The following is a 12,713-nucleotide window of genomic DNA, read 5'->3' as shown; positions in this document are numbered from 1 at the left end:
GGTTTGTATAATTTTAAAATACAAACCTTTTTATATTCCTTCAGCATCTCCACCTCCTAATATGGCATCTATTTGTTCATCTAAGTTAGTTGCATCTTTTAATATATCATCACGCAATTTGATTCTAATTTCAGATGATAATATAGTTGGGATGTAACTAATAGCAATTTTCCTAAAGAAATCTGAATTTAATGCAGTATCTGGATATAACTTTTCATCAAGCTTTCTTTCTTCATATCTTAAAAAGGCTGCTTTAGCAAACAATAATAAGCTTACTATAAGTAAATTTTGCCCCATATCAATAAGAGAATCTAAATCAACTACACCTTCAAATTCAGAATTATTTAATTGCTCAACAATTACAGAACGGCCTAATAAATTTGCCTTTAAGAAATATAAACTTGAATTAATGGAAAGCAATGTGGCAACTATTTCTATATCAAGTATATGCAAATCTGTTTCTAAAAAAAATGGATCGTTTTGACTATTTGCAGCACTAGAAATTTTATTTGGATTATTACTTATATTATTTGTATTACTTTTTTTTCTTTTGTTTTTAGAATTACGTTTATTATTGGAATTATGTTTTTTTTTATTATTAGACTTTGATTTAAGAGAAGAAGTTCTATTTTTTTTATTCATTAAAATTACTCCAATTAAAGTATTTTTAAGAAATATATGGTATAGGGAATAAGTTTTTATATAAAGAAATATTTAACATATATAATTAAATTATATTGTTAAAGCTTGTATGAGTATAAGATAAAAAATTATTTAAATAAAACCTAAACCATTTATATCTTTTAGATATAGTTCGTTTAACACTATTACTCTTTCAATATTAGCAATTACACTTAATGCATATGCATTAGCTAGCCTTTTGTATGGAGATGTATTAGTATCAGAGCTTTTAAATTTATTTTCAAAATCCTTTTCATTAAACCTTCCAATGGCAACAGACCATAATACTATAAGTCCAGTTACTACAATTACTTCACCTATAAATAATAACAAATAAGGACTTGTTACATTTTCTGTTTCTTCATTTAAAATTTTAAAAATATCTGTGTTTGAAGCATATATGAAATAAGAATATCCAATAATCAATAAAGAAGCACCAAGTTTTTCTCTATCTGCAAGGTCAAGCTCTAAACCTTTAATTAATTGTTCTATTTCTTCAGGAATTTCAGTAGAAAATATATCTTCAAAATTTTTATTATTCATAAAATAATCACCTGATAAGTAATAAGATATTTTAATATATGAAAGATTAATTTTATATGTACTTAAATAAATGGTTGGATTTTTACATAAAAATTTTAAATTTAAAAATAAATTTTATTACTTTTAATTATTTTATATAAAAAAGACTTAAGTTTATGTAAACTTAAGTCTTTTTAAAATTAAAGTTCTTTTAAAATTACTTGTTGCATTGACATTAAAGGTGGCCATTTTTCATCAGGTAATAGATAATAATAATTCATACCTGGAGTAATGTTTTTAACCCTTAATTCATAAGTTTTAAAATTTATAAGAAGAATAGGATTTCCACGAGAATCCGTTCCTATTACACTACATATAGTCCCTCTATCTGTATAATATTTTAAGATAGCATCTAATAAATCTTTCATATTATAATAAACTGTATCAAGCTCTAGTAAGACTTTTCTATTAAACATATTACTTCATCTCCTTGCTTTAGTTTATATTATATATTTTATTCTTTATAATAATATTAATCAAATTATTTAGTTGAATAAATAATTTATATTCTTTTATAAGTATTGCAATAAATATCAATTTTAAAATAATTAATTTTAGTATTTAATATTTTATTATTAATTTAAATTAATAATAAAATAAATTTATTTTGAAAAATCTTATAAATGATATAAATACATTATGAAAATTAAGTTTTAAAGATTAATTTAAAAAATTATGTAAATTAGAAACCAAGGGGTCTTATGCTACTTAATACTGCTTTTGGATAAAGTTTGCTAAATTTATTATATATTTCAGATGTTGGATCAATTACTTCTATTTCATCATTATCATATTTAAAGGATACGTAATTAAAATCAAAGTCAAATCTTAAATCACCAGGATATTCTGACATAGAATTATAATTATAATCTTTCATAAAATTAACAATAAGTTGTCTATTTTCATTTAATTTGCAAAGCTCTATTATATATTTTTCTTCAATGAAAAACTTCTTTCTTATTTCTGCAATAAAGTTGCTAAATATTTTTGTTGATGCAACAATTACGTTTCCTTCCATATCAGAAACAACATAACCATTTACAATTTCTTTAGCTAAAAAGCTAGTATTTAAGGACATTAAAATAACTTCCTTTTTTTCTTCTGAAAACTCAGCATATTCTATTCTTATTTTTTCAGAGCTCCAATTAAATAACTCTGAAATATTTTTATCTTTATCAATTATAAGCTTGTCTAATGCTTTAGAATTTTCATAAGGAATATCTTCAAGAAGAGCAGATTTATATTCAGACAACTCTTTAATAAGTTCATCTATTTTTTTAACTTTAAGTTCTTTATTCAAAAAATCATCCCTCCATATATATATACTTTATATTTTAAAAATATTATATCACTAAATTTATAAAAATTCTCTTTAAAAGAAACAACAAATTTTAAATAAAAAGTCTTTAGCTTTATAAAATTAAATTAAAAAAGCTAATAATATTTAATTTTAAACTATTAAAATATAAACTTATTAGCTTTTATTTTCATAATGAGCTACATAATAGCTTTTTAAATTATGTAATGCATTTAAAAAAGATAAAAAACCTTTAGCTATTTTTTTAGGACTATTATTTTCTATTCCTAAAGATATGTTAGATGTAGATTCTTCTAATGAATTAAACATGTTATTAGCAATGGAAATTAACTCTTTTGACTTAGAAGTATCTAAGTTTTGGGTATTATTTGTAAAATCTAATGATATTTTTTCAATTTGTTTTTTGTAAGTATTTAAATAATTTATATAATCTGATTTTTTATTTCCTTTTTTCTTTATATTAGAAATTAATAGGGTACTATCACAAAGGGCATTGTTTAATGATTCTTTAAAATAATCATTAACTTTATAATTAGAAGAATTAGCTTCTATAGTTGAATTATTTTTTCTAGAACATCTATAATAACTAGAGCAACTAATGATATTAAAAGAAAATAAAATATATATAAATAAGAAGATAATCCTTATATTTTTATTTAATCTCATATACACACCTGCTTTTTAAGTACAATAAACATATTGTATTCTAAATATAATAAATTAATACTTTATAGTAATATTTTATCATAATTAGCAATTTAAAAGTATTTGTTTTGATTACATTTACATTTCGATTTTGTAAGAAATACACAATAAAATTCCTGAGTTTTATAAAAATATAGGAATTTTTAGTTATTTTACGACAAATATAGTAAAAAAATATTTAACTATAACTGAATATAAACATATTATAAATAAATATGATAAAATATAAATATTAAAATAAAATGGTTAATAATGCTATATGGGTAGGCTAACTAGGGAGGAAGAGTTAATGTATATAGTAGATATGTTTTTAGATAATAGAGCATCAAGGTATGTTACGTATATTTGGCAGTCACTTAGTGATAAAGGAATAGATTCTAGTTTAATTGATACAGAGGGATTATTTCCACATATAACTTTAGCAATTTATGAAGATGTAGATGAGAATAGATTTATAGCAAAAATGAAAGAATTTAAAAATAAATTAAAGAGTATAGATACAAGATTTGATGCTATAGGTGCCTTTCCAACTACGGGGACATGCTTTGCAAAGCCAGTAGTAACTGAAGAAATTATTAAGATGCATAGGGAATATTATGAATTTTTTAAAGAGTTTAATGATACAGCAAGAACTTATTATTTGCCTGGAAAGTGGAATCCACACTGTAGTTTAGCAATAGGATTAAATAAAGAAAAATTAAAAGAAGTAATGAATTTTGTTATAGATATTTATGAACCTTTTGATGCCAGTTTAGAAGGTATAGCATTATACAAAGTTGAGATGGAAAACGGAAAATTTACTGATAGCATAAGATTATTTTAAAATTTATATTTGCTGTAATAAAATTTTTATTATAAATTTTTAAATAATGTTGAATAAACATTTATTTTTTAGGGCAATATAATAATGTAATCAAGGAGTGAAAACTTAGACAATTGATTACAGGACACTGCTTATTTGATAAGTGGTGTCTTTTATTTATAAAAATATTATCAAATTATGAAAATTTAATATTAATGAATAATTGTTATTGACAAAGATAATGGTTAGGAATATAGTATTAATATGATAGTTCGCATAAGAACTATTTTAAATTTAGGAGATGATATTATGAAAGATTTTATAAAAGTTAATAAAAGAACTTTATTATTAATAGCTGGTTTAGTATGGGGATTCGCAGGTTTTAGGGTATTTACTATAGGTATAGGAGATGTAGAGTCACATCATGGAAGCTTTATATATAGCATCATATTTGCAGCAATAATATTTTTTGTATTTTTTAAATTTATATTTAGTAAAATGTTTAAAAAACATACAACAAGAATAATAAATAGTGAATTAAAAAAGCATTGTGCATTTTCATTTTTTGATGTTAGAAGTTATTTAATAATGGGCTTTATGATATTCTTTGGTATAACTGTAAGAAGTATTGGAATATTTAATCCAGTGTATGTTGGAACATTTTATATAGGATTAGGTTTTGCATTATTTATGGCAGGAGTTCTTTTCCTTATAAGTTCATTTAAATTTTCAAGTACTAATTTAAAATTTAAAATGTAACTTTAGGAGTTTTTAAAATGAAATGTGATTCATTCGAAATAGCTATGCTAATTAAGGAAATATACTCAAATACAGTTAATATAATAAGTGATAATTTAAAAGATAGTGGTCTTACTTATCAACAAATTATGGTTATAAAATTAATAGCACATAATGGACAAGTTAATATTTCTAAAATATGTGATGAGATGTCATTATCTAAGGGAACAGTTTCTGGAATTGTGACTAGATTAGAATCATTAGGGTATATAAATAAAATTAAAGATCCTAATGATAAAAGAAATACTTATATTGAATTTTCGAAAAAGGGTATAGAATTTGCAAAAGAATTTAAAAAAACAATTAATGATAGTTTTGAAAATGTATTTGAAAATTTTACAGACGAAGAATTAGCTAATTTAAAAGAAAATTTAATATTTACTAAAAATAAAATAAAAAGATAAAAAGGATATTTTAAAATATCCTTTTTTAATGCATTAATTTAATTATTTAAAACCTTACATGAATTTAGAAGTATTTTATAATATAATTGGTAAATAATTGTTTGTATTGAAAATGAAAAATATTTATAATTATATGGAATTTTAAAGATAGATTTATTTTATATATGTTGGGGAGGAATAAGGGTTATATGAATAAACATAAAAGAGAAACTATAATGATTGGGGTAGGACTTATAGCATTATCACTATTTTTACATTACCTTCATTATTTAGTTTTTAGGGATTTACATCATACTTTGATATTTTTATTTGCTGATATAGCATTTATACCAATGGAAGTATTTTTCACAGCATTTATAATTGAAAAGTTATTAGAAAATCGTGAAAAAGAACATAGAATGGAAAAGTTAAGTATGATAAAAGGGGTTTTCTTCTCAGAATTTGGAGCAGACCTTTTAGAAGAATTTGCAAAAGGGGATAAAGATATTAAAAATCTTGCAAATGTAGCAATAGTTAATAAAGATTGGAGCAAAAAGGATTTTAAAGAGCTTGAAGATATTATGGATAAACATGATTTTTCAGTGGATATTAAAAAAATAGATGTGGAAAAAGTTATAACTATTTTAAAATTAAAAAAAGAAATGTTAATATCTTTTATAGGAAATGAAGCCTTAATGGAGCATGAGATATTTTCAGAGTTACTTATGTCATTATTTCATCTTTTAGAGGAATTTGATGACAGGTATTATAATCTTATATGCAATTGTTGTGATGAGTCTCATATAGAAAAGGATATAACTATAGCATATGAGCAATTAAGTAGAATATGGGTTAGGTATATGAAACATTTAAAGGGAGATTATCCTCAATTATTTTTAAAAGCAATGCTTCATAATCCATTTGATACTAGAAGTGTTGAAGAAAAACTTAAAACATGTGGATTAATTTGTAAAACAAAAAATTAAGATAAAAAAAGGCTTTTTCAAATTTAGAAAAAGTCTTTTTTATATCTTTAGTAAAGTTGTTGTATTATATAACCTTCGGTTTTAAATGTATCTTTAATTGTATTTATATGATCTTCACCATTCGTTTCAACTGTAACTTCAAGTAAAGTATTTCTAAGTTTATTAGCGGCTTTAAATTGATTATGTTCAAGTTTAACAACATTTGCACGAAGATTTCCAAGTATTCTAGTAATATTATTAAGTTCACCAGGAGCATTTGGAAGCTCTATAGTAAAGCAGAATAGTCTTTTTCTAGAAACTAATGCACTATTAATAAGTGAAGTAATAGTAAGCATGTCTATATTACCACCACTTATTATACAAACAACATTTTTATCTTTTATATTAAGCTTGGATAAAGCAGCAAGTGAAACTGCTCCAGATGCTTCAGCAACTAATTTTTGTTTTTCAATTAATGCTAAAAAAGCATCAACAATTTCATAATCAGTAACTGTTACAACTTCATCAACATAATCTTTTATAATTGAGAAAGTAAGGTCTCCAGGTGATTTAACAGCAATACCATCTGCAATTGTACTTACAGAAGGAAGTGGAGTTAATTTACCTTTTAAGAAGCTTTGCTCCATTGCGTTAGCACCAGATGCTTGAACACCTATTATTTTTATGTTAGGATTAATTTCTTTTAATGCTAGTGATATACCGCTTAATAATCCACCACCACCGATTGGACAAATCACTACATCTACATCTTTAAGGTCTTCAATTATTTCAAGACCTATAGTACCTTGTCCATATATTACATTTATATCGTTAAATGGGTGCAAAAATACAGCACCTTCATCTTTTTCTATTTGCTTTGCAAAGTTATATGCATCATCATATACTTTACCATTTAATATAACGTTTCCACCTAAGTCTTTAGTAGACTTAACCTTTAAATATGGAGTAGTTGTTGGCATAACTATGGTTGATTTTATTCCCATAAGATTTGCAGCATAAGCAACTCCTTGAGCATGATTACCAGCTGATGAACATACAACACCCTTTGATTTTTCTTCATCAGTTAGACTCATCATCTTATTTAACGCACCTCTTAATTTATAGGCGCCAGTCAATTGTAAATTTTCACATTTCATATAAACATTATTGTTGCTTTTTTCAGAGAAGAATTTACTATAAAGTAATGGTGTCTTTACAACCACATCTTGAATTTTTTCTCTAGCAGCTTTAATATTATCTAAATGCATACATAACACCTCTCTCATGTATTATTCTCACAAACATTATAACATTTTTGTAAATTTTTGAGTCAAGTATTTTTTAAAAATAATTAAAATATTTAGACTTTTTAAAAAAATTAACCTATAATAAAGAAAATGATATAAATTGGAGGGGATTTTTATGGATAAAAAAATAATAAAAACTGATAAGGCACCAGCTGCCATTGGACCATATTCTCAAGGAATTAAAATTGGAAATTTAGTTTATACATCAGGACAAATTCCAATAAATCCAGAAACTAAAGAATTAGTTACAGAAATAAAAGCTGCAACTAAGCAAAGTTTAAATAATATAAAGGCAATACTTGAAGAAGCTGGAACAAATATGGATAAAGTTATAAAAACTACAGTTTTTGTAAAAGATTTAAATGATTTTGTAGCTGTTAATGAAGTTTATGCTACATTTTTTGAAGGAGAACCACCAGCAAGAAGCTGTGTTCAAGTAGCTAAATTACCATTAGATGCAAAAGTTGAAATAGAAGTAATTGCATTAGCTTAAAAGTAATAGAATATTAAATTTTTATGCTTTTTTAAACAATATAATCAACTTATTCATTAATTACAAATTTTGTGAATAAGTTGATTATTTTTTGTGAAATTATAAGTAATACAATTTATATTGGTTAGAATATGTATTATTATAAAAATATAAATTGCTTATATCAAAAAAATACTTTATAGAAAGGAAATAGGTATTTATGGATATTTTACTTATGAAAATAACAATTAGAGCATCTTGGGTAAATTCTTTAAAGGAAAAAAGGATGATTGTAAAAAGCATAACTCAAAAATTAAAAAATAAATTTAATATATCTGTTGGTGAAGTAGATAGACAAGATGAACACAAGATGGCGGTAATTGGTATATCAGCAGTTTGCACAGATGTAAAAATAGCTCATTCTATGAAAGAAAAGATTATAGATTTTATTGAAGAAAATTGTGATGGTGAAATTGTAGATATTGAAGAGGAAACAGAAATATTCTAAGTTATGAAGTTATTAAAACTTAAATTTTGAAAGTTATTTAATAAATAAAATTGTAACAGTTTTAATTAATAGACATAGATTATTTATATAAAAAATATTTATATAGAAAACTATTTATATAAAAATTTTTAAAACTTATTGACAATAAATGTATAAGATATTATATTATTATACAAGAAGTTTGAAAATGAAATATTAGGTTCTTATCAAGAGCGGTGGAGGGACTGGCCCTATGAAGCCCGGCAACCTATGTAATTAGTAATGATTTAAAGTTATTACTTTATATGTGGTGCCAAATCCTGCAAGTATTCATATACTTGATAGATGAGAGAGTAATTTTATAGGGCAAGTTATACTTATATGCGCTAGAGATATTATTCTCTAGCGCATTTTTATTTTAAACTAATACATTAAAAAGAGATTTTTAACAAAAAGGGGGTATATAGGTTTGATAGAAATAAAAGGATTATCTAAAACATTTGGGGATTTTAAAGTTTTAAATAATATATCACTTAACATTAAAAAAGGAGATATATATGGAATTATTGGACATAGTGGAGCTGGAAAATCAACTTTACTTAGATGCTTAAATGGTCTTGAAAAATATGATGAGGGTAGTTTAAAAGTTATAGGAAAAGAAATAAAAAATTTAAGTAAGGAGGATATCAGAAATATTAGAAAAAATTTGGGGATGATTTTTCAAAGTTTTAATCTTTTAGATAGAAAAACAGTATATGAAAATATAGCATTACCTCTTGAAGTTTGGGGATATAAAAAAGATTATATAAATTTAAGGGTTTTAGAACTTTTAAAATTAGTTTCACTAGAGGATAAAAAAGATAGTAAACCAAAGGAATTAAGTGGAGGCCAGAAGCAAAGAGTAGCAATAGCTAGAGCTTTAGCATTAAAGCCAGAAATTTTACTTTGTGATGAAGCAACATCAGCATTAGATCCAAAAACAACAAAAGATATATTAGCACTTTTATCAAAAATAAATAAAGAATTAAAAATAACAATTGTTGTTGTAACACATCAGATGGAAGTTGTAAAAGATATTTGCGAAAATATAACTCTTTTAGAAGGGGGAGTAGTTAAAGCACAAGGAAAAGCTTCAGAGTTATTTTTAAAACCAGGAGTTTCTCTTAGAAAATTTTTAGGAGAAGATGATGATACTTTACCAGAGGAAGGGGTTAATATAAGAATATTTTTTCCAAAAAGTTTTTCTGAAAATGCAATTATAACAAAAATGGCAAGAGAGATGAATTTAGATTTTTCGATTGTTTGTGGAAGACTTGAAAAGTTTGGAGATGATGTTTTAGGAAGCTTAGTAATAAATGTTTCGGAGAAGGAAAAGGAAGATGTAATAAATTATCTTATAAATAAAAGTGTTGAATGGGAGGTGATTTAATGTTTAATGAAATATTAGTAGCTACGATAGAAACTTTTTATATGGTTATATTATCAACAGTTTTTGCTTTTATAGGGGGATTTGTAATTGCAATAGTTTTAACTTTAACAGCAGAAGATGGTTTAAGGCCAAATAAAAGTGTTTATAGAATTTTAGATTTTGTGGTAAATACCCTTAGGAGTTTTCCTTTTGTAATACTTATGGTAGCGCTTTTTCCATTAAGTAAATTTATAATTGGGACAACTATTGGAAAAGAAGCTATGATAGTACCACTTTCAATTGCAACAGCACCTTTTATAGCAAGAATAATTGAAGCTTCACTAAGAGAAGTGGATAAGGGTGTTATAGAGGCAGCAAAATCTTTTGGAGCAACAGACAAACAAATAATATTTAAAGTTATGTTTAAAGAAGCAATGCCAAGTATGGTTTCTGGACTTACTTTAACTATAATAAGCGTTATTGGATATTCAGCTATGGCAGGGGCAGTAGCTGGTGGTGGACTTGGAGATGTAGCAATAAGATATGGATATCATAGATATCAAACTGAATATATGATAGTAACTATAATAATTTTAATAGTTATAGTACAAGGATTACAATGTCTTGGTAATTATTTTTATAAAAAACTTTCAAAATAAAATATAAGCAATAAATAAAGAGGGGGAATTTAACTATGAAAAGAAAAGGATTATTAACAAGTATATTAATTGGGGCGTTATCATTATCATTAGTAGCATGCGGAGGAAATAAGTCATCAGATGATAAAACAATAACTATAGGTGTATCGCCTGTACCACATAAGGAAATTGTAGAACATATAAAACCACAACTTGAAGATTTAGGATATAAAGTTGTGATAAAAGAATTTACTGATTATGTAACACCAAATAAAGCACTTTCAGAAGGAAGTCTTGATGCAAATTATTTTCAGCATATTCCATATTTAAATGAACAAAATAAGGCAGAGAACTTAGGACTTAACTATACTGAAAAAGTGCATCTAGAGCCATTAGGTTTATATTCAAAAAAGATTAAAGGTATAGAGGAACTTAAAGATGGAGCTTTAATAGCAATACCAAATGACCCATCCAATGAAGCAAGAGCCTTAAGGCTTTTGGAAGGAAAAGGACTTATAAAAATTAAAGAAGGAGAGCTTGTAACTCCAAAAGATATAACAGAGAATAAAAAGAATTTACAATTTAAAGAGTTAGAAGCAGCTTCAATACCAAGGTCATTAGAAGATGTAGATGCTGCTGTAATAAATGGTAATTATGCAATTGATTCTGGATTTTCAGTTAAAAAGGATGCCTTGATAATTGAAGATAAAAATTCAAAAGCAGCTGAGCTATATTCAAATATAATAGCTGTAAGAGAAGATAATAAAGATAGTGAAAAAATTAAAGCATTAAATAAAGCTTTAACATCTGATGAGTGTAAAGAATTTATAAATAGTAAATATGATGGGGCTGTAATACCTGTATTTTAATGATAGAATAATTTTAATTTATATATTTTATAAATTAAGATATTATCATAAAATGTAAATTTAAATTTTAATATTAAAAAATTATTAGTTAAAATAGAAGAATTTAATGTAATATATATTAAATGAAGCTAAATAAGGTTAAATTTATTCCTTATTTAGCTTTTTTTTTGTTATAATTTCATTATACAAAAACATATGTAAAATTTAAAAAGGATATTTGGGGAGGAAAACTTTATGAATATATCAAATGTATTAGTAAGTCTTACTGGAAATGATATTTTAAGTATAATAAATGATTTTGTAAAAGTTGACGGTTTATTATTAGATGAAGTTATAATAGATGAAAATATTTTAATTAGAGGAAGCTTTACTAAAATAATAAAAATAAAATTTGAAGTTACTTTAGATGATTTAAAAGTGGTAGATGGAAAGGTTAATGGAAGATTTTCTAAATTAAAAGTATATAAACTTGGAATGATTAGAATGATTAGAAGTTTATTACTTAAATCATTATTAAATATTTTTGGAGATATAGGAATAGAAGAAAATAGAGATGAACTTATTATAAATGTAGATGATTTATTAAAAGGTGTTCCATTTTTAAAAATAAATGTAGAAGAAATATTTTTTAAAGATAAAATGATAAATGCAACTGTAAAAAATGTGGATATAAATATTAGTAAATTAAACTTAAATAAAGGGAAAGAAGAAGTTAAAGAAGAAAATATAAATGATGAAAAAATTTTAGACAATAATATAAGCGAAGAAGAACTTTCATTAGAAGAAAATATAGGATTAAATGAAAAAATAGAGAATGAATTTATAGAAGAAGATGAAATAATAGAAAATAAAGCAAATGATTATTATTCAAAAGGAAGAGATGAAGTTAAAGAAAAATTAGAAAATAAACTTCCAGAGAATGCAAAAGATTTTTCAGAATATTTATTTTTAATACCAGATTTATTAGCACTTGTATTAAGACTTCTTAAAGATAAGAGAGTTCCTATAAAAACTAAGGTTTCAGTATCTGCTTCTATTGCATATATAGTATGTCCAACTGATATGATACCAAGTAATATACCTTTTATAGGTAAAATTGATGATTTAGCAGTTTTATTTTTTGCACTAAATAGAATTTCAAAAGAGGTACCTTTAAATGTATTATTAGAAAATTGGTCAGGTAAAGAGGAATTAATTTTAGTTTTAAGAAGTGGTCTTGAATATGTAACTAACTTTACAGGAGCTAGAAATATAGAAAAAATTTATAGTGTTTTTGAAGAATTATCTACACTTTAATA

The 12,713-nt window shown here is 24.3% G+C and carries 16 protein-coding genes and 1 riboswitch; of the genes, 10 read left to right on the top strand and 6 right to left on the bottom strand.

All coding sequences use genetic code 11. The annotated features are described in order from the left end of the window. Positions 1-30 precede the first annotated feature (30 nt). The 5 genes from AC4FQ1_RS06835 to AC4FQ1_RS06815 all read right to left on the bottom strand — a co-directional run bounded on the left by AC4FQ1_RS06835 (position 31) and on the right by AC4FQ1_RS06815 (position 3,247). The gene (locus AC4FQ1_RS06835) at positions 31-642 is read right to left on the bottom strand and encodes a hypothetical protein (protein WP_491169298.1); all 612 of its coding nucleotides are present in this window, start codon (positions 640-642) and stop codon (positions 31-33) included. A 132-nt stretch (positions 643-774) separates the two neighbouring features. After that, positions 775-1,224: a hypothetical protein gene (locus AC4FQ1_RS06830; protein ID WP_491169297.1), complete on the bottom strand. Its 450-nt coding sequence runs from the start codon at positions 1,222-1,224 to the stop codon at positions 775-777. A 179-nt stretch (positions 1,225-1,403) separates the two neighbouring features. Next, on the bottom strand, positions 1,404-1,679 hold the full coding sequence (locus AC4FQ1_RS06825; RefSeq protein WP_303129484.1) for a hypothetical protein: 276 nt from the start codon (positions 1,677-1,679) through the stop codon (positions 1,404-1,406). Between the two features lie 266 nt (positions 1,680-1,945). Beyond that, positions 1,946-2,563, bottom strand: coding sequence for a hypothetical protein (locus tag AC4FQ1_RS06820; RefSeq protein WP_303129483.1), 618 nt, complete (start codon positions 2,561-2,563; stop codon positions 1,946-1,948). A 174-nt stretch (positions 2,564-2,737) separates the two neighbouring features. Next, the gene (locus AC4FQ1_RS06815; RefSeq protein WP_491147883.1) at positions 2,738-3,247 is read right to left on the bottom strand and encodes a hypothetical protein; all 510 of its coding nucleotides are present in this window, start codon (positions 3,245-3,247) and stop codon (positions 2,738-2,740) included. 328 nt (positions 3,248-3,575) lie between these two features. Here AC4FQ1_RS06815 and AC4FQ1_RS06810 point away from each other — a divergent pair, with 328 nt between their 5' ends. From AC4FQ1_RS06810 to AC4FQ1_RS06795, 4 genes are all read left to right on the top strand, one after another. Then, positions 3,576-4,109 (top strand): 2'-5' RNA ligase family protein, encoded by a 534-nt coding sequence (locus AC4FQ1_RS06810; protein WP_303129481.1) that lies wholly within the window; start codon positions 3,576-3,578, stop codon positions 4,107-4,109. Positions 4,110-4,397: 288 nt separating this feature from the next. Beyond that, positions 4,398-4,847: a hypothetical protein gene (locus AC4FQ1_RS06805; RefSeq protein WP_303129480.1), complete on the top strand. Its 450-nt coding sequence runs from the start codon at positions 4,398-4,400 to the stop codon at positions 4,845-4,847. A 17-nt stretch (positions 4,848-4,864) separates the two neighbouring features. Then, complete coding sequence (locus AC4FQ1_RS06800) at positions 4,865-5,290, top strand: MarR family winged helix-turn-helix transcriptional regulator (RefSeq protein ID WP_303129479.1); 426 nt, start codon at positions 4,865-4,867, stop codon at positions 5,288-5,290. A 188-nt stretch (positions 5,291-5,478) separates the two neighbouring features. After that, positions 5,479-6,255 (top strand): MJ1433 family protein, encoded by a 777-nt coding sequence (locus AC4FQ1_RS06795; protein ID WP_491169296.1) that lies wholly within the window; start codon positions 5,479-5,481, stop codon positions 6,253-6,255. 47 nt (positions 6,256-6,302) lie between these two features. Here the strand turns inward: AC4FQ1_RS06795 and ilvA are convergent, their stop codons facing one another. Then, positions 6,303-7,502: a threonine ammonia-lyase gene (ilvA, locus tag AC4FQ1_RS06790; RefSeq protein ID WP_491147877.1), complete on the bottom strand. Its 1,200-nt coding sequence runs from the start codon at positions 7,500-7,502 to the stop codon at positions 6,303-6,305. A 154-nt stretch (positions 7,503-7,656) separates the two neighbouring features. Between ilvA and AC4FQ1_RS06785 the strand changes: the two genes are divergently transcribed. From AC4FQ1_RS06785 to AC4FQ1_RS06760, 6 genes are all read left to right on the top strand, one after another. Beyond that, positions 7,657-8,034 carry a RidA family protein gene (locus tag AC4FQ1_RS06785; protein WP_491169295.1) on the top strand — a complete coding sequence of 126 codons (378 nt, stop codon included), beginning with the start codon at positions 7,657-7,659 and terminating at the stop codon, positions 8,032-8,034. A gap of 199 nt (positions 8,035-8,233) precedes the next feature. Then, on the top strand, positions 8,234-8,521 hold the full coding sequence (locus tag AC4FQ1_RS06780) for a DUF503 domain-containing protein (RefSeq protein WP_303129475.1): 288 nt from the start codon (positions 8,234-8,236) through the stop codon (positions 8,519-8,521). Positions 8,522-8,721: 200 nt separating this feature from the next. Then, positions 8,722-8,852, top strand: a riboswitch (SAM riboswitch). A gap of 117 nt (positions 8,853-8,969) precedes the next feature. Continuing rightward, positions 8,970-9,929, top strand: coding sequence for a methionine ABC transporter ATP-binding protein (locus AC4FQ1_RS06775; protein WP_491169294.1), 960 nt, complete (start codon positions 8,970-8,972; stop codon positions 9,927-9,929). Continuing rightward, positions 9,929-10,567, top strand: a complete 639-nt coding sequence (locus tag AC4FQ1_RS06770) for a methionine ABC transporter permease (protein WP_491169293.1) — start codon at positions 9,929-9,931, stop codon at positions 10,565-10,567. The genes AC4FQ1_RS06775 and AC4FQ1_RS06770 overlap by 1 nt, the downstream gene beginning before the upstream one ends. 35 nt (positions 10,568-10,602) lie before the next feature. Next, positions 10,603-11,415, top strand: a complete 813-nt coding sequence (locus tag AC4FQ1_RS06765; RefSeq protein ID WP_303129472.1) for a MetQ/NlpA family ABC transporter substrate-binding protein — start codon at positions 10,603-10,605, stop codon at positions 11,413-11,415. Positions 11,416-11,649: 234 nt separating this feature from the next. After that, the gene (locus AC4FQ1_RS06760; protein WP_491169292.1) at positions 11,650-12,711 is read left to right on the top strand and encodes a YkvA family protein; all 1,062 of its coding nucleotides are present in this window, start codon (positions 11,650-11,652) and stop codon (positions 12,709-12,711) included. The last annotated feature ends 2 nt before the right edge of the window (positions 12,712-12,713 follow it).

This window comes from Clostridium sp. TJA020 (assembly GCF_058310295.1).
Note: the sequence above shows the minus strand (reverse complement) of the source record. Positions and strands in the feature narration are given on the sequence as shown.